Annotated in this window: 12 protein-coding genes and 1 pseudogene; 6 read left to right on the forward strand and 7 right to left on the reverse strand. The window is 66.3% G+C overall.

Going from position 1 to position 17707, the window contains the following annotated elements; genetic code table 11:
• Positions 1-36: 36 nt before the first annotated feature.
• The 3 genes from glgX to treZ are packed head-to-tail and all read left to right on the forward strand — an operon-like array spanning position 37 to position 6202.
• Positions 37-2184, forward strand: coding sequence for a glycogen debranching protein GlgX (glgX, locus tag AAHS21_RS16440; RefSeq protein WP_342928724.1), 2148 nt, complete (start codon positions 37-39; stop codon positions 2182-2184).
• Between the two features lie 3 nt (positions 2185-2187).
• Complete coding sequence (gene treY, locus AAHS21_RS16445; RefSeq protein WP_342928666.1) at positions 2188-4488, forward strand: malto-oligosyltrehalose synthase; 2301 nt, start codon at positions 2188-2190, stop codon at positions 4486-4488.
• Complete coding sequence (gene treZ / locus AAHS21_RS16450) at positions 4481-6202, forward strand: malto-oligosyltrehalose trehalohydrolase (RefSeq protein WP_342928667.1); 1722 nt, start codon at positions 4481-4483, stop codon at positions 6200-6202. The genes treY and treZ overlap by 8 nt, the downstream gene beginning before the upstream one ends.
• A 55-nt stretch (positions 6203-6257) precedes the next feature.
• Here the strand turns inward: treZ and AAHS21_RS16455 are convergent, their stop codons facing one another.
• A complete protein-coding gene (locus tag AAHS21_RS16455) occupies positions 6258-7577 on the reverse strand; it encodes an aminotransferase class I/II-fold pyridoxal phosphate-dependent enzyme (protein ID WP_342928668.1) in 1320 nt (439 codons plus the stop codon).
• A 40-nt stretch (positions 7578-7617) separates the two neighbouring features.
• On the opposite strand from AAHS21_RS16455, the gene AAHS21_RS16460 reads away from it, so the two are divergent.
• Complete coding sequence (locus AAHS21_RS16460; protein ID WP_342928725.1) at positions 7618-8268, forward strand: pyridoxamine 5'-phosphate oxidase family protein; 651 nt, start codon at positions 7618-7620, stop codon at positions 8266-8268.
• On the opposite strand, the gene ilvA is transcribed toward AAHS21_RS16460, so the two are convergent.
• From ilvA to AAHS21_RS16475, 3 genes are all read right to left on the reverse strand, one after another.
• The gene (ilvA, locus tag AAHS21_RS16465) at positions 8265-9560 is read right to left on the reverse strand and encodes a threonine ammonia-lyase (protein ID WP_342928669.1); all 1296 of its coding nucleotides are present in this window, start codon (positions 9558-9560) and stop codon (positions 8265-8267) included. The two genes, AAHS21_RS16460 and ilvA, sit on opposite strands and share 4 nt — an antisense overlap.
• 43 nt (positions 9561-9603) lie before the next feature.
• Positions 9604-10041, reverse strand: coding sequence for a nitroreductase family deazaflavin-dependent oxidoreductase (locus AAHS21_RS16470; protein WP_342928670.1), 438 nt, complete (start codon positions 10039-10041; stop codon positions 9604-9606).
• 67 nt (positions 10042-10108) lie between these two features.
• A complete protein-coding gene (locus tag AAHS21_RS16475; protein ID WP_342928726.1) occupies positions 10109-12001 on the reverse strand; it encodes a lysophospholipid acyltransferase in 1893 nt (630 codons plus the stop codon).
• 185 nt (positions 12002-12186) lie between these two features.
• Here AAHS21_RS16475 and AAHS21_RS16480 point away from each other — a divergent pair, with 185 nt between their 5' ends.
• Entirely contained in the window at positions 12187-13032 is an 846-nt protein-coding gene (locus AAHS21_RS16480; RefSeq protein ID WP_342928671.1) for a class I SAM-dependent methyltransferase, read from the forward strand.
• Here AAHS21_RS16480 and AAHS21_RS16485 read toward each other — a convergent pair.
• Entirely contained in the window at positions 13029-13424 is a 396-nt protein-coding gene (locus AAHS21_RS16485) for a MerR family transcriptional regulator (protein ID WP_342928672.1), read from the reverse strand. The genes AAHS21_RS16480 and AAHS21_RS16485 overlap by 4 nt on opposite strands.
• 116 nt (positions 13425-13540) lie before the next feature.
• Between AAHS21_RS16485 and AAHS21_RS16490 the strand changes: the two are divergent.
• Positions 13541-13810, forward strand: a pseudogene (locus AAHS21_RS16490) (PPOX class F420-dependent oxidoreductase); the annotation flags it as partial.
• A 787-nt stretch (positions 13811-14597) separates the two neighbouring features.
• Here AAHS21_RS16490 and AAHS21_RS16495 read toward each other — a convergent pair.
• A complete protein-coding gene (locus AAHS21_RS16495) occupies positions 14598-16385 on the reverse strand; it encodes an ABC transporter ATP-binding protein (RefSeq protein ID WP_342928673.1) in 1788 nt (595 codons plus the stop codon).
• A gap of 105 nt (positions 16386-16490) precedes the next feature.
• Positions 16491-17669 carry a DUF418 domain-containing protein gene (locus tag AAHS21_RS16500; protein WP_342928674.1) on the reverse strand — a complete coding sequence of 393 codons (1179 nt, stop codon included), beginning with the start codon at positions 17667-17669 and terminating at the stop codon, positions 16491-16493.
• Positions 17670-17707 lie beyond the last annotated feature (38 nt).

A 17707-nucleotide genomic window follows, 5' to 3' on the forward strand; every position in this document is an offset into this window, starting at 1 on the left:
GCCGCAGCATCGGGTGCTGCCACGCCGGACGAGGCCATACCCACGCTGCCCACCGTTTGGCCCGGGGGCGCCTATCCCCTCGGAGCCACCTATGACGGGGCGGGAACTAACTTTTCGCTGTTTTCCGAGATCGCCGAACAGGTCGACTTGTGCCTGATCGACGACCACGGCAACGAATCGCGGATCCCGCTCGACGAGGTCGACGGATACGTCTGGCACGCCTATCTGCCGAACATCACCCCCGGTCAGCGCTACGGATTCCGGGTGCACGGACCGTTCGATCCGGCGGCCGGCCAACGGTGCGACCCGAGCAAGCTGCTGCTTGACCCTTATGGGAAGTCGTTCGACGGGGATTTCACCTGGGGACAGGCGCTGTTCTCCTACGACCTGAAGGCCGTCGACCCGAACGGCGACACCGCGGCCACCGGAACTCCCCCGATGATCGACTCCCTGGGACACACGATGACCAGCGTGGTGATCAACCCGTTCTTCGACTGGGCCTTCGATCGCGCGCCGCTGACCCCGTACCACGAGACGGTCATCTACGAGGCCCACGTCAAGGGCCTGACCAAAACCCATCCCGGCATACCCGAGGGACTGCGCGGCACCTATGCCGCGCTGGCCCATCCCGTGATCATCGATCACCTGAAGTCGCTCAACGTCACCGCGCTGGAACTCATGCCGGTACACCAGTTCATGCACGACGAGCGGCTACTCGACCTGGGATTGCGAAACTACTGGGGCTACAACACATTCGGGTTCTTCGCTCCGCACTACCAGTACGCATCGAACCGGCAGGCGGGCGGCGCGGTCGCCGAATTCAAGATGATGGTGCGCAGTCTGCACGAAGCCGGCATCGAGGTCATCCTCGACGTCGTCTACAACCACACCGCCGAGGGCAACCACCTGGGCCCGACGATCAACTTCCGCGGCATCGACAACAGCGCCTACTACCGGCTTGTCGACGAGGACCTGCGGCTGTACAAGGACTACACCGGCACCGGCAACAGCCTCAACCCGCGCCACCCGCACGTCCTGCAGCTGATCATGGACTCGCTGCGCTATTGGGTGATCGAGATGCACGTCGACGGGTTCCGCTTCGACCTGGCCGCGACGCTGGCCCGCGAGCTGCACGACGTGGACCGATTGAGCGCGTTCTTCGATCTGGTGCAACAGGATCCGATCGTCAGCCAGGTCAAACTGATCGCCGAACCCTGGGATGTCGGCGAGGGCGGTTATCAGGTCGGGAACTTCCCGGGTTTGTGGACCGAGTGGAACGGGAAGTATCGCGATACTGTGCGTGACTACTGGCGGGGCGAGCCCGCAACCCTGGGCGAGTTCGCTTCCCGGCTGACCGGGTCGTCGGACCTGTATGAGTCGAGCAGCCGGCGTCCCAGCGCCAGCATCAACTTCGTCACCGCGCACGACGGATTCACCCTCAACGACCTGGTCTCCTACAACGAGAAACACAATGAGGCCAACGGCGAGGACAACCGCGACGGGGAAAGCCACAACCGGTCCTGGAACTGCGGGGTCGAGGGTCCCACCGACGACCCCGACATCACCGAGCTGCGCTGCCGGCAGATGCGCAACTTCTGGGCCACCCTGATGGTCAGCCAGGGCACGCCGATGATCGCGCACGGCGACGAAATCGGACGAACCCAGCTCGGCAACAACAACGTGTACTGCCAGGACTCCGAATTGGCTTGGATGGACTGGTCTTTGGTGGACAAGAATGCCGACCTGCTGGCCTTCACCCGCAAGGTGACCAAGCTGCGCAGGAAGCACCCGGTGTTCCGCCGGCGCCGCTTCTTCGACGGTGAGCCGATTCGCAGCGGGGACGAAGTCCGCGATATCGCCTGGCTGACGGCGAGTGGCCGGGAAATGACGCACGACGACTGGAACCAGGGTTTGGACAAGTGTGTCGGGGTATTCCTCAACGGTGAGGCGATTACCGCGCCCAATGCGCGGGGGGAACGAGTAGTGGACGATTCATTCCTGTTGTGTTTCAACGCCCACAGCCGCGACGTGGAATTCGTCACGCCGCACGACGACTACGCACAGGAATGGACCGTGGAGCTGGATACCAATCATCCCGCCGGCAAGGCCGATCTCGTTGTTGCGGCCGAAGAAAAGATCACGGTGCCTGGGCGCTCGGTACTGATCCTGCGAAAGACCGCCTAACACATGGCTTTTCCGGTGCGCGCTACTTACCGTTTACAGTTGCGCGGAGCCTCCAGTGGCAGCGCCTTCACTTTCGCCGACGCCGAAAACCTGCTGGACTACCTCGACGAACTCGGGGTGTCGCATCTGTATCTGTCCCCGATCCTGACCGCGGTCAGCGGCTCGGGCCACGGTTACGACGTCACGGATCCGACGACGGTGTCGCCGGAGCTGGGCGGCGCCGAAGGATTGGCGCGGCTATCGGCCGCGGCGCGGGCGCGCGGCATGGGGCTGATCGTCGACATCGTGCCCAACCATGTGGGCGTCGACCAGCCCCAGCAGAATCCGTGGTGGTGGGATGTATTGCGGCACGGCCGATCATCGGAATACGCAACGTTTTTCGATATCGACTGGGATCTCGACTCGGACGGCCGCATCGTGTTGCCGGTGCTGGGTTCCGACGACGACGCCGCGGATCTGACCGTCGACGGTGACCTGCTGCGGTTGGGCGATCTGGCGCTGCCGATCGCCCCGGGCACCGGCGTGGGCACCGGCCCCGAGGTACACGAGCGTCAGCACTACCGGTTGGTGGGCTGGCGTAACGGCGTCGTCGGCTATCGGCGTTTCTTCTCGATCACCTCGCTGGCCGGGCTGCGGCAGGAAGATCGCGCGGTGTTCGACGCCAACCATGCGGAGATCGCCCGCTGGGTCCGCGAGGAACTTGTCGACGGGGTGCGCATCGACCATCCGGACGGATTGACCGATCCCACTGGGTATTTGGCGTGGCTGCGCGAGCTACTCGGGCCCACGGCGTGGATCGTGATCGAGAAGATCCTGGCCGTGGACGAGGCGCTGGAGCCGACGTTGCCGATCCAGGGCACCACCGGTTACGACGTATTGCGGGAAGTCGGTGGGGTTTTCGTCGACCCGGCCGGAGCCCCCGCGCTGACCGAGCTCGTCGAGTCCGCCGGAGTGGACTATGACGCTATCCCACAGCTGCTGGCCGACCTCAAGGTTGCGGTGGCTACCGAGACGCTCGGTAGTGAGCTGAGCAGGCTGCGGCGGGCCATCGTGGCCACCGCCGGGACGGACCACCCGCAGCTGCCCGAGGCGGTGGCCGCGCTGCTCACCCACATCGAGCTCTACCGTAGCGACTACCGGGGCCTGAGCGCCGTCCTACCGACCGCGCTCGCCGAAACTCAAGCCGCGCAACCGGAACTCGGGCCCGCGCTGCAGGTGCTCGCCGCGGCGCTGGCACACGGTGGCGAACCCGCCGCGCGCCTGCAACAACTATGCGGCGCGGTCACCGCCAAGGCCGTCGAAGACTGCTTGTTCTATCGCGACGCCCGGCTGGTCTCGCTCAACGAGGTGGGCGGCGAACCACACCGGTTCGGCGTCGGCGCCGCGGAGTTCCACCAGAGCGCGGCCACTCGCGCCCGGCTGTGGCCGCAGGCGATGACCACGCTGACCACCCACGACACCAAACGCGGCGAGGACGTGCGGGCCCGCATCGGGGTGCTGTCCCAGGTGCCCTCGCTGTGGGCGCAGTTCGTCGCCCGTTGGGAAACCGAGACACCCTCCCCCGATGCCGCGACCGGACAGTTCCTGTGGCAGAACATCTTCGGTGTGTGGCCACCCAGCGGCGAAGTCACCGCGCAGCTGCGCGACCGGTTGCACGGGTACGCTGAGAAGGCCATCCGGGAAGCGGCGCTGCACACCTCATGGAACGAACCGGACTCCGATTTCGAGGATGCTGTGCACGCGTGGTTGGACGCGGTGCTGGACGGCCCGGTGGCCGGCCAAATGACCGAGCTTGTCGCTCAACTCAATCCGCACGCCGCCAGCGACGCGCTGGGCCAGAAGCTACTCGCGTTGACGGTGCCCGGCATTCCCGACATCTACCAGGGCACCGAGCTCTGGGACGACAGTCTGGTAGATCCCGACAACCGCAGGCCTGTCGACTATGCCGCGCGCAGAGCCGCTCTCGCCGAGTTGCAACACCCGAAGCTGCGCGTCGTCACCACGGCACTGCGGGTGCGCCGTTCTCATCCGGACACCTTTCGGCACGGTGGTTACCTGCCTGTGCTCTCCGAGGGCGATGCCAGCGAGCACGTGCTGGCCTTCAGCCGGGGCGACGACATCGTGGTCGCGGTGACTCGCTGGACGGTGCGCCTGACCGAAACGGGCTGGGGCAATACTGTTCTGGCGTTGCCCGACGGCACCTGGAAAGACACCCTCACCGGCGCCGTCGCCGAAGGTCCGACGTCGGCGACCCAGCTGTTCGCAGACCTGCCCGTCGTCTTATTGGAGCGCCACCATGGCTGATTTCCGGGTGTGGGCCCCCAAGCCCGCTCAGGTACGTCTCGACGTCGACGGCGCGGTGCACGCGATGACGCGCACCGAAGACGGCTGGTGGCACGCGACCGTCGACGCACCGCCGGATGCCCGCTACGGCTTCCTGCTCGACGACGACCCCAAGGTGCTGCCCGACCCGCGATCACCGCGCCAACCCGACGGCGTGCACGAGCGCTCACAATTGTGGGAGCCGGGCCACACGTGGACGGACGGCGACTGGGCGGGCCGGTCAGTCGAAGGAGCGGTGATCTACGAGCTGCACATCGGCACCTTCACCGCGGCGGGTACCTTCGACGCCGCGATCGAAAAGCTGGATTATCTGGTCGATCTCGGAATCGACTTCGTCGAGGTGATGCCCGTCAACTCCTTTGCCGGAACCCACGGCTGGGGATACGACGGCGTGCTGTGGTACAGCGTGCACGAACCCTACGGCGGCCCGGACGGTTTGGTCCGATTCGTCGACGCGTGCCACGCACGAGGTTTGGGCGTGTTGATCGACGCGGTGTTCAACCACTTCGGCCCGTCGGGAAATTACCTGCCGCGGTTCGGCCCGTACCTGTCGTCGGGGAGCAACCCGTGGGGCGAGGGCGTCAACATCGCCGATGCCGACTCAGACGAGGTGCGTCGCTACATCATCGGCTGCGCGCTGCGGTGGATGCGCGACTTTCACGCCGACGGGTTGCGACTGGACGCGGTGCACGCGTTGGTGGACACCACGGCCGTCCACATCCTTGAAGAGATGGCGAGCGAAACCGACTGGCTGTCACAACAAGTGGGCCGGCCGCTGTCGCTGGTCGCCGAAAGCGACATGAACGATCCGCGGCTGATCACCCCACGTGATCACTACGGCTACGGGATCACCGCGCAGTGGGACGACGACATCCACCACGCCATCCACACCGCGGTGTCGGGTGAACGCCAGGGCTACTACGCGGACTTCGGTTCGCTGGCCACGCTGGCCGACACACTGCGAAATGGCTTCTTTCACGCCGGCACCTATTCGTCGTTTCGCCGGCGTCGGCACGGCCGGCCGCTGGACACCAAAGCCATCCCGGCGAGCCGGTTGCTCGCCTATACCTGCACGCACGACCAGGTCGGCAATCGTGCACTCGGCGACCGGCCGTCCCAGCATCTCACCGGTGGCCAGTTGGCGATCAAGGCTGCCCTGGTCCTCGGATCGCCTTACACCGCAATGCTTTTCATGGGTGAGGAGTGGGGAGCATCGACGCCGTTCCAGTTCTTCAGCTCGCATCCCGAACCGGAGTTGGCCAAGGCGACCGTCGAGGGCCGCAAGTCCGAGTTCGCCGAGCACGGCTGGGACGCCGACGACATCCCCGACCCGCAGGACCCGCAGACCTTCGGTCGCTCCAAGCTGAACTGGGGCGAGGTCGACGCCGGCGAGCATGCACGGCTGCTCGCGTTCTATCGGGAGCTGATCGCCTTGCGGCGCAGCGACCCCGACCTGGCAGACCCCTGGCTGGAGCACCTCACCGTCGATTACGACGAGGAGCTGCGCTGGATCACGCTGTCGCGCGGGCAGTTACGCATCGCGTGCAACCTCGGCGACAAACCGGTCACGGTACCGGCCGCGGGCGATGTCGTCCTGGCGTGGGGTGAGCCGACCGCCGGCGAGGGCGGCACCGTGCTGGAACCGCAGTCGGTCGCGATCCTGCGGCACGGGTAAGACTCGACCTTCCGCGTCCTGCTCGGCTAGCGCTACCTGGCACCAAGCGGCGGGGCTACACGCTGGATCGCCCGGCGGTGCGCAGCGCCGCGGCGATGGACTCGGCGAGCGGATCGATCTCGGCTTCGGCCAAATCGGCGATGGTGACCCGGATTCCGGCCGGGGAGCCGATCCGGAATCGCGAACCGGGCGCGGCGGCCCAACCCGCATTGATCAGCCGGGTGATCGCCACCGTCTCGTCGGGCACCGGAATCCACACATTGAGCCCGGACCGGCCGTGTGCGGCTATCCCACGGTCGACGAGCGCGGCACACAGCCGGGTGCGGTTGTCGGTGTAGCGCCGCTCAGCGTGGTGGATAAGACGCTCGGCGGCGTCGTCGGACCACAACCGCACCGCGAGATCCTGCAGTAGATGACTCACCCATCCCGGCCCCAGCCGCAGTCGTCCGTGCACGCGCCCGACGGTGCGCTGATCTCCGGCGAGAACGGCCACCCGCAGATCGGGGCCATACGCCTTCGACGCCGACCGCACGAATGCCCAGTGATCGCTCGATCCGGCCAGCGAATGCAGCGGCACACCGGAAATACCGGCGCAATGGTCATCCTCGACCACCAGAACGTCACGGCCACTCAATACCGCGCGCAGCTCGCCGGCGCGCTGTGCGGACAGCGCCGCGCCGGTCGGGTTCTGCGCGCGTGTGGTGACGACCAGCGCGCGCACCCCGCGGCCTAACGCGCGCCCGACGTCGGCAACCAGGGGCCCGTCGTCGTCCACCCGTATCGGTTCGACCGAAAGTCCAAGCGCACCAATCAGATCCAGCAGGTTGGCCCAACCCGGATCCTCGACGGCTATCCGTTCGCCGGGGCGCAGGTGCGCGGTGAGCGCCCGCTCGATGCCGTCCAGCGCCCCGCTGGTCACCGCGAGATGGTCGGCCGCAACGCCGTCGGCTCTCAGCGCGGCACGGGCGGAGTCGACCAGCTCCGGCGACATAGCCGGCTCGCCGTACAGCACCGGGCGCCCGGGCGAATCATTAAGCGGCACAGCAGCAATGGGCAGTAGCGCGGGATCCGGGTTGCCGGTAGACAAGTCGCGCACACCGGCCGGAATGTCCAGGCCGAGCAGCGACCGGGGCGTCGTGGCAGGGCGGTGCCGCACCCGGGTGCCCCGTCGGCCCGAGGTTTCGACGGCCCCGCGATCGCGCAGCAGGCGATAGGCGGCCGCGGCTGTGTTGGGGTTCACACCGAGTCGCGCGGCCAGTTCGCGCACCGGGGGCAACGAGTCACCGGGCGTCAGGGCGCCGCTGGAGATTCCTTCTTCGATGTTGGCAGCTATGGACTCCGCGCCCGTCCCCGTTGTGCTGTATTGCACTGGCACAGTACTGATTATGTACTATTACAATAGTGAAGGCAATCCGATGGACTATCGCCCCACGTCTCGCACGACGCCCACCCGCTACCGGGAACGCGCCCGCTACGACCGCGACACCGTCCATCGGATCCTGGATGAGGCCCTGATCTGTCACCTGGGCTACCTCAACGCCGGCCGGCCGGTGGTTTTGCCGACCACGCACGCTCGTCTGGGCGAAACCCTGTACCTGCACGGTTCCACCGGCAGCCGGCCCATGCGCAGCGCCGGCACGGGCCTGCCCGTGTGCGTCACCGCCACCCTGGTCGACGGGCTGGTGCTGGCCCGCTCGGCGCTGCATCATTCGCTGGTCTACCGCTCGGTGATGGTGATCGGCGACGCCCGCCCGGTCGACGACCCGGCGGAGAAGTCGCGGGCGCTGGCCGGGCTGCTCGACCACATCGCGCCCGGACGGGCCGCCGACTGCCGGGCGCCGAACGCCAAGGAGCTTGCCGCGACCGCGGTGCTCGCCCTCGACCTCGTCGAAGTCTCGGCCAAGGTGCGCGACGGCGGGCCCGTCGACGAGCCGCAGGATTACGCGCTACCGCACTGGGCCGGGGTGGTTCCGCTGAATTTGTCGGCCGGTGCACCGATACCGGCCGACGACCTCGACCCCACTATCCGGGTACCGGACTATTTGACGCCTTACTCGCGCGCCTAGAGCAGCAGATAGCGGTAGGCCGGCGAGCCCGGCTGCAGCGTCTCGAAGTGGATCTCGGTCTCGCGCATCCGGTCCAGCAGGTCGTCCAGGTCGGCCGACGAACCCAGCTGGATGCCGACCAGCGCCTCGCCGGTCTCACGGTTGTTGCGCTTGACGTACTCGAACAGGGTGATGTCGTCGTTGGGCCCGAGCACGTCGTCGAGGAACCGGCGCAACGCACCGGGCTCCTGCGGGAAGTCGACCAGGAAGTAGTGCTTGAGGCCGAGGTGGACCAGGGAGCGCTCGAGCACCTCGCCGTAGCGCGACACGTCGTTGTTGCCGCCCGAGATGAGGCACACGACGGTGGACCCCGGCTCGACGTCGGTTTCCAGCAGGCCGGCCACGGACAGGGCGCCCGCCGGCTCGGCGATGATGCCCTCGTTCTGGTAGAGGTCCAGCATCGCGGTGCACACGGCGCCCTCGTCGACCGCCGTGATCGACACCATGTCGCCCGCGGCGGCCAGAGCGGCATGGGTCAACGTTCCCGCCCGCTTCACCGCGGCACCGTCGACGAACTGGTCGACGTGGTCCAGCGTCACCGGCTCGCCCGCGGCCAGCGCCGCCATCATCGCCGCGGCACCGGCGGGTTCAACACCGAGCACCGCGGTGCTCGTCGTGCGTTCGGACAGGTAAGTCGTGATGCCCGCGATGCAGCCCCCGCCACCGACCGGGACCACCACCAGGTCGGGCTCCCCGAAACCGAGCTCGTCCAGCTGGTCGAGCAGCTCGACGGCGATCGTGCCCTGGCCGGCCATCGTCCGCGGGTCGTCGTACGGCGGCACCAGCGTGGCACCGGTGCGCTTGACGTCCTCCAGGGCCGCCTCGGCAGCCATGTCGTAGGTGGATCCACCCACGATCAACTCGATGAAACTTTCTCCGTGGTAGCGGATCCGGTCGCGCTTCTGCTTGGGCGTTTTGGCCGGCACGTAGACGCGGCCGTGCACGCCGAGGGTCCGGCAGGCGTAGGCGAAGCCCTGCGCGTGGTTGCCGGCCGAGGAGCACACCACGCCGGCGCCGATCTCCTCCTCGGACAGCTGCACCAGCAGGTTGTACGCGCCGCGCAGCTTGTAGGACCGCACGATCTGCAGGTCTTCGCGCTTGAGGTAGACCTGCGCACCGGTGATCGCCGACAGCCGATCGCTGTACTGCAGCGGGGTCGGGGTGACTACCGCGGCGATCCGCTGAGCAGCGCTGTCAATGTCGGCCGCGCATAGCGGCGACATGTTCGGGCTCCGGGTCGGTTCGGCGGACACCGGTTAATGGTGCCACGCACCCCCCGCCACCTGCCTAATCGGCTCAGCTCACCGGCGTCAGCACGAACACCGGAATCTGGCGATCGGTCTTTGTCTGGTACTCGGCGTAGTCCGGCCAGGCCGCCACGGCACGCTCCCACCACACGGCCTTCTCGTCCCCGAACACCTCGCGAGCGTCGTAGTCACGGGTGACCGACCCGTCCTGCAGCTCGACCCGCGGGTTCTTGACGATGTTGTAGTACCAGACCGGGTTCTTCGGGGCCCCGCCGAGCGAGGCGACGACGGCGTACTCCCCGTTGTGCTCGACGCGCATCAGCGGAGTCTTGCGCAGCTTGCCGGTCTTGGCGCCGATGGTCATCAGCAGAATGATGGGCTTGCCCTTCATGTCCGCTGCCTCGGCTCCACCGGATTCGGCGTACTTGTCGGCTTGTTCGCGCGACCAGTCCCAGGGGCTGGGTGCGTATTCACCTTCTAGTGGCATGGCCACCACTGTATGCCCGTTTCGGTGCCGCCGGGCGGGCACGAATTGGCGGGCAAGCGGTTTGGCGTCAGACCTGCGCCCGGGCGAGTTCGGCGATCGCGTTGACGCGCCGGGTCGCCGTCGCGATCTCGTCGGCGAACTCCTGGCGGCGCTTGGCGAGTTGCTCGGAATCCGACCCGTCGACCAGCTCCCGGTGGCGCGCCAGCCGCAGCGCGGTCTTGAACAACTCCATCGACCTCGACTCGGCGCTGGCGATTCGGCGCTGCAGCTCCCACTGCTTGCCCAACTCCAGACATTCGGCGAGGAAGGCGTCTTCGTCGAGGGACTCGTCCCCCAGGGCGGCCAGCCGGTCGGCGACGATGTGATACGCGTCGAGGAACGGCCGCAACACCAAGTGCGCCAACAACACATCGGCCGCCACCAGCAGCCCACGCACGTCGGCGGCGGCCGCGGCATGGCTGGTGTCCACCGCCCCGATCAGGCGTACCTCGTCGGCGAGCTCCTTTTCGAACTGGGCCCGGCCGGAAAACAGGAACTCGAACTTCAGCAACTCACGCAGACTCAGCGCCTCGTCGCGCACCGTCACCGGGGACACCATGCCATCGGCGGAGTTCTCGGCGTTTTCGGCAGCGGCCAGCAACGCCGTCTCGGCGATCGCGCGATCGACCAGGATGTGGATCGCGGTATTGCGGTAGAACGCCGCGACCAAGTGCTGGTCCTCACCGATCCCCCACACCGCCTCGGTGCCGGCGTCGTACACGCTGACCACACCGGACGCGACGAGCTGGTGCAACGTCCACCGGATGGTGGAGCGATTCGTCAGGTCCGCCGCCCCGGCGACCGACCAGTTTCGCGCCGTGATGTAGCTGGCCAGAGGTCGCACGGTGGCCAGCACCTCGCTGATCGACAACGACCGGTCCGCACCCAGCAACGACAGACTCACCACCGCGGTGGGAGTGACCGGCGTCGCGCGATTGATCCGGTGTTCGACGTCGAGTGCGATGCGTTCGATTTCGGTCCCGGTGCCGACCTCCTCGCCGCGCATTTCCTCGAGGCGTTTGCGCAGCGGCAGCGGTTCGCCGAAGTCCAGGTACGCGCGACCGAGCCGCTTGCCCTGCTGGCGCGCCAAACCGACCAGGAAGCGCAGATCTTCGGGCCGTTTCACCGCCCCGTAGGCCTCGGTGGTCATCGCCTCCACCTCGTGCAGCTGGTCGTAGACGATCGAGGTCGGCACCAAATACACTTCGGGGCCGTCGATTTCGTCGACGGCGTCGGTGAGGTAGCGCAGGATCCCGAACACCGGGGGCCGCAGCTTGCCGGTACGAGTGCGTCCCCCTTCGATCGACCAGGTGACGTTGGTGTGGTTTTGCACCAGCTGAGCGATGTAGGCGCGCAACACGAACCGGTAGACGGGAATGTCCTTGGTCTGGCGCCGGATGAAGATCGTCCCGGTGCGCTTGGCGAAGGCGCCCATCGGGAAGAAATTGAGGTTGGCCCCGCCGAATGTGAAGGCCGCGGAGAGACGGTTGTCCTGGATCTCTTCGGGCAGCAGCATGCCGTCCAAGTACGACCGGTGCGAAAAGGCAAAGGCCAGCGTCGCTTTGCGATCCAGTTTGCGCAGTTGCGCGATCTGGTCCTCGTCGACCAGCACGTCGTAGGCCCGCATCAGCCAGCGGCTGAACCCGCGCCAGCCTTGCACCGCCCGTTCGTCCAGCGAGGCCGCCATCTCGCGCAGGTAGCCGGCCGCCTCGGCACGCACGTCGCCGGCGTCGCGACCCAGCTCGTCGGCCAGCGCGGCCAGCCGCTCGTCGTACCACGACGCGCCCAGCAATTGGGCCACGGCAACCGGATCGCCGGGCAGCGGCGTCACCGACTCCTCGATAATTCCGCGGTGCTGCAACATCTTTCGCACCCCGACGCGGCCCAATTCACGCGCCGTGGCGAGCCGGCCGCCGGTCACGCGCCCCGCACCGTTCTCGTCATTGGCGTTCTCCTTCAGGTGTCGCCGGGTGCTGCGACCGGCTTTGCGCGTTGCCCACATCCCTTCGGTGAGCGTACGTCCGCCGTTGGTGGCACGGAACCCAATTCGCGATTTGGCGCGCGGACCGACCTGCCCGATCGACGGGCGCCGAGTACCTTCGGAGCATGCGGCCCCCACCCGGTCTCGGCGCGAGCAACCTCACGCCGCTCGAGGAGACCGCGTTGCTGACCCAGTACGCCCGGGCGCTGGACAGCCGATGGCCGCGACCCATTCTCGCGGATCCGCTGGCCGCCGACATCGTCGACCAGATCGACTACGACTTCGCCGGGCTCGGCGTTCCGGCGAGCGTGGTGTGCCAGACGGCGCTGCGCGCCAAGATGCTCGACGAACGGGTGCGGGCCTTCACCGCCACGCACCCCGATGCCGTCGTCGTCGATCTGGGCGCCGGGCTGGACTCGGGCCCGTTTCGAGTGCGGCCACCCGCCACCGTCGACTGGTACAGCGTCGACCTCCCGGGTGTCAGCGCGCTGCGCCGCCAGCTGTTGCCGCCGAGCAGGCGAGCCCACGTGGTGACTGCTTCGGTGGCCGACCAGAGCTGGCCCAACACCATCCCGTGCGACCGGCCGGTGATAGTGATCGCCGACGGGCTGTTCGCGTTCTTATCCGAGCCGGTGTTGATCGCCCTCTTTCGGCGCATCACCACGTATTTCCCGTCCGGGGAACTGGCCTTCAACGACTACGGCCGCATCGGCTGGCTCACCCGGCTCGCGGTGAAACTGGCCCCGCAGCGGATGTTCAGCACCGTCGGCGCCCAATGGGGCTTTCCCGGCTTCGAGGACCCGCACGTGCCGCAGACCTGGAATCCGTCGCTCGAGCTCGTCGAAGAGGTCAGCCTGGCACACGCTCCCGAGGTCGAGTTGTTTCCGGGCTGGATTCGGTTCGCCACCAAGGTTTCCGGGATGTTCGAGGTCTCCGCTCGCAAAGCGCGGATCTTGCGCTATCAGTTCTAAGCCGGATGAATGCCGCAGGTGCAGGCGTCGATCGACGGACAGGTGCAGCTCATCCCCCACTCGATGACGGCCCGCGCCCTTGCCAGCGATGCGATCTGGTCGTCGATCTCGGCGAGTTTGGCCTGCGCCAACGCGCGGCTGGCGGGGCGACCCGGCGCATCGTCGGCGAACAGCAGCTGGATTTCTTCCAGTGTGAAGCCGGCGGATTTGCACAGCCGGATGACCTCCAGCCGGGCCAGGATCGAGTCGTCGTAGCGGCGCCGACCCGACAACCGCGCGGGCGACGGCAGCAGCCCGATCTGCTCGTAGTAGCGCAGCGTCGTCGCGGCCACCCCGGTCTCACGCGCGACGTCGCCGATCGTCAGCGTTGCCCGCACGGCAGCGGCGGCCATCGAGCCTCCCGGAATCCCAGCACTTGACTTCGAGTCAACTCTAAGTCGTTGACTGGGACCATGCACCACAGCGCACTCAGCGATGCCCGCTACGACGGCTGACGACGCACCCCGACATCGAACTGTGGGCGTGCGACTACCGCGGCCGGGTGCGCGACGGCGCGCCGACGGTGGCCGGGCGGGCCACGCTGCTGTCAGGCGCCGACGCCGAGCGGGCCAATCGGATCCTGCACCAGCGCTACGGCTGGCAATGGAACATCGTCCCGCTCATCAAGGTGCCGGGCGTGATCAACGTGCACCGGGATCTGGGCCGTCGGGAGAAGCTGCGCCGGGCCCGCGATCGCGGCGTCTGGCCCGACAGCGTCATCGTCCGGGTGGAGCTTTAGGGGCGACCAGGTGTCGGCCCGATCCCCCGGGCGGGACTCGTCTCCACCTCGTGCAGCTAGTCGTGATGAAATGCGCTACCGATCCAGAAGGTGCGCCAAAAGTCAAGCTATGCGGTCGTTTTGGCGGTCGAGAATCGCGACGAAGCCTTCTGGACGCTGCAGCGACTGCACCTGGCGCGGCAGGTGGTGACAACGGGCGTGACGGCTCCTAGGGTCGCGAGTTAGCTGGCGGCGCGCTGGCCGGCGGCGAACCCGGGCTCGCGCTGTGGTGAGCGTCAGGGCCGGGCGGCGGAGGGCCCCAGCCCGGTTCGGGGTCATACCACTCGTCGTTCCAACTCGGCGCATCGTCTGCGGCATCGGGACCCCAGCAGTCGGGCGATTGGCTTCCTACGAGGTATCCCAGAGCGAAAACCGCGCTGGCAATGATGACACCACCAACGGCGATTCCGACCCCGGCTGCGATCCGATAGATCTTGTGTGATGACTCGGCACGGCTGCTGATGCCGCTCTCAATCCTCGTTGTGGCGAAATGGTCTGGCTGCGTGTCTGTTTCGGTCATAGATCCAATAGTGTTGGCTGACGCCGGAAATCGCGATCCGCCAGGCGTCGATATTTGTCATCCGCACGGATGCACACGTACCCCGACTGGGGGCCAGAACTGCATCGTGGTGACACGATCGCGGTGCGGCGCTGTTTCGACTCGAGTTCATGGTCTAACCAGGCGAATCACCGGTTTTAGCGATAGGTGATCGTCCTTCAAAGCCGCCCGAGCGGCCTTGGTTGCAACCTACGAGGACGCACTGCCCCCGATGCGCAGCGAATCAACGAGATCGCAGTAAAGATCGTCGGTGCGGAGCAACTCAGGATGTCTGCCCTGCGACCGAATTCGACCGTTGTGCATGACAACGATCGAGTCGGCATCGGTAACCGTCGAAAGGCGGTGGGCGACAGTGATAACCATCTGTTCACGCGCCTGATCACGAACGCATGCCTGGATCGCGGCCTCGGTCAGTCCGTCGACGTGTGCGGTTGCCTCATCTAGCAGAAGTATCTCTGAGGGCCGGATGATTGCGCGCGCGAGAGCGATGCGCTGCCGTTGGCCCACCGAAAGCGGTGACGAGGTGAGGTCGGTGTCAAGTCCACGCTCGAGAGCAGAGATATGTTCGGCGAGTTGAACTTTCGCTAGCGCCTTCTGCATCTCGGATTCCGAGGCATCCTGATAAGTGAGCGTGAGATTGTCACGGATGGTTCCCGGTACGACCGGAACCTCCTGCTCGACCAGGGCCATCCGCCGACGGATCTCGGCATGGGTATACCGACAGTATGGCTCGCCCAGCAATAGCACTTCGCCTTCCCGAGGCTCCAGGAAGCGCATGATCAACGACAAAACTGTCGTCTTGCCGGCGCCCGAGGGGCCTACAATCGCCAGCTGTCCGGTACGTGGGATGACCAGGTCGAGATCCTGCACAACGTGTCGGTGCGCACCGTAGCCCGCGGTAACACAACGAAATTCGATCAGCGGCGCATCGACGCGGCCCGTGCCGCATCCGGGGGGTCGAGCAATGGAATCGACCTGGGTGGAATCAGCCTCCGTGTCGAGTGCCTGGATTTCCAACATGCGAGCCGCCGCGGCGATTCCCGATTGCAGTGTCGAGATATTGGCGGACAGTTCGGTAACGGGATCCATCAGACCGAACGCGTACAGCAGGAAGGCGATGAGGCTGGACAGTGTCATCGCGCCCGCGTTCACTCGCCATGCGCCTGCGGCGATAACGACGATGATCGCGAGATCCACCCCGGCCCAGGCGATCGTCTCGGCAATCGCCTTCCTGCGTACGGCGCGGATAGCATGACGACAAGCCTCATCAGCGGCACCGACGACGCGATCGGCCTGGCGGTCCTCTGCGCGGCCGGCCTTTACACTGCGAATTGCTCGAAGCGTGCCCTCTAACACGCCGCCGGCCTGCGCGAGATGGCGCTGGGTAGTCTGCTGCTCATCGGCGATGCCAGGCATGAGCAGCATGAACAGCAATGCCGCCAGGGTGAGCGCGGTGACCGTTGTCACCAGCAGCGCCGGATCGAGCACACCCATCAGAATGAGGGTGCCGACCAACATCACCGTTCCGTTGATCAGTGCGACCACGCTCGTAGACGCGGCGTCGCGAAGCAGCACGGGGTCCAAGGTGACCCGGGCCACGAGCTCACCCGTGGGTCGGCTGATCAGCGTCGGCACGGTTACCCGAACGAGTCGGTGCACCAGCGACTTTCGTGCGCCGAGCGCGATGCGCTCACCGGCGGCGCCGAGCAGTACCATCTGAACGCACCGAATCGTTGCGCTGAGGACTAACAACCCAGCAAGTGCCGCCACCGGAACCCGCAGTGATGCATGGCCACCGAGAGTGTCGAGGACCAACTTGGTGATCATCGGCGTCGCCAATCCCGCGGCTGAAGCAAGCAGGCCAAGAAGGAGGCCGGCTAACAGCGCACCGCGGTGGGGTTGGGTGAACGACCAGAGCAACCCCAGTCGTGTTCGGTCGCGGGTTGGGCCGGTGGCGGCCCCGTGGTGTCTTGACATTGAGCAGCGGTTCAGATCAACGGGTTTCGGCAACAGAGGTTCTGGTCACGGTCCTGACGAATCAGAGGCGCCACTCGTCAGCCCTATTCATGTCGCATCGAAGCATCATGAGACCCGCGCCGTTACGCGATGAATACATTGCTCAAGCGGCCCGCGCCGGCTGTAACGCATCCAAAGCGTTGAGGCGGCAACGGCAATGGTGGCAAGTGTGCAGAAACTCAGCATCGATTCGTCCGCCGGCCATTGACTGGATTTGGGATCGCCCGCCGTCATGTCCAGTGCCTCTATGGCGATGAGGTGGCCGACATAGACGGTCAACGACATTGACCCCATCGCGGCGAGGGGCGCGACAACGCGCGGGATCCGATTCGCTACCGAGATACAGCAGCCCACAACGACAATCGCGATTCCAAGACCGCCGATAATCTCGAATGGTGTACCGGTGTGCTCCTCGGCATTGAGCAGCGAAGTCCACCGCACATCATCCCGGTAGCCCCCGGTTGTCCCGTTCGATGCGTCGAATGGGATGACGACGGGACCGTGGACCGTCCTACCCAAGACCCACGCGGTGCCGTAAGCGAGCGCCGCGGCCGCGGCGCCACCGGCTACCAGTACGCGACGGACCGTCGGTCGTTGTAGCTCAAGCCGGCCCAGTGCGATCCCGCAGATTATGAACGGTGTCCAGGTGAGAACGGGGTAGCCGCCGGTGAGAAATAGATTCGTCAGACCGTCGCCCCCGATCCAGCTGAGGGGATCGAATCGCTCGCTCGCCTTTAATCGGGCGACAACGGCTGGGTTTCGCAACATGATCGACACCATTGGTGTCAGCACTGCCAGCAGGGCGCCGATCGCGAGGTTGGTGGCCGGCCGTAATCGTAAGAACGGCAAAGCGATTACGAAGAGAATGCCGTAGTACGCCAGGATCACCGGTATCGCCGTGCCCCATATCGTCAGACCCGTCCCGATCGCGAAGATGATGCCGGCACGCACCACGATCCGCCGCTGAAGCACAGCCGGGACGGCTTGTCCGGCGGTGTTCGCGCCACCGGTGACCAAGGCCAGGGACAACCCGGCCAACGTGGCGAACAGTATCGAAGCGCGGCCGTGTGAGGCGTACATCGCCAAGCCCACCAGGCCGCCCGTCCTGGGATCCGGACCGACATGGGCTGCGAACATTCCCAGTATCGCTAGGCCACGTGCCAGATCGATGCCGGTGATCCGGCCGGCACCGGACCGTTGAGACTCGTCACGATCGGCGGCGGGCTCGTCAACTAATCCAGTCACCGTGCAATCGTGCGGGATCCAACGGTGTTGCGGCATCG

This window comes from Mycobacterium sp. 050272 (assembly GCF_039023525.1).
In the GTDB taxonomy this organism is placed as follows: Bacteria; Actinomycetota; Actinomycetes; order Mycobacteriales; family Mycobacteriaceae; genus Mycobacterium.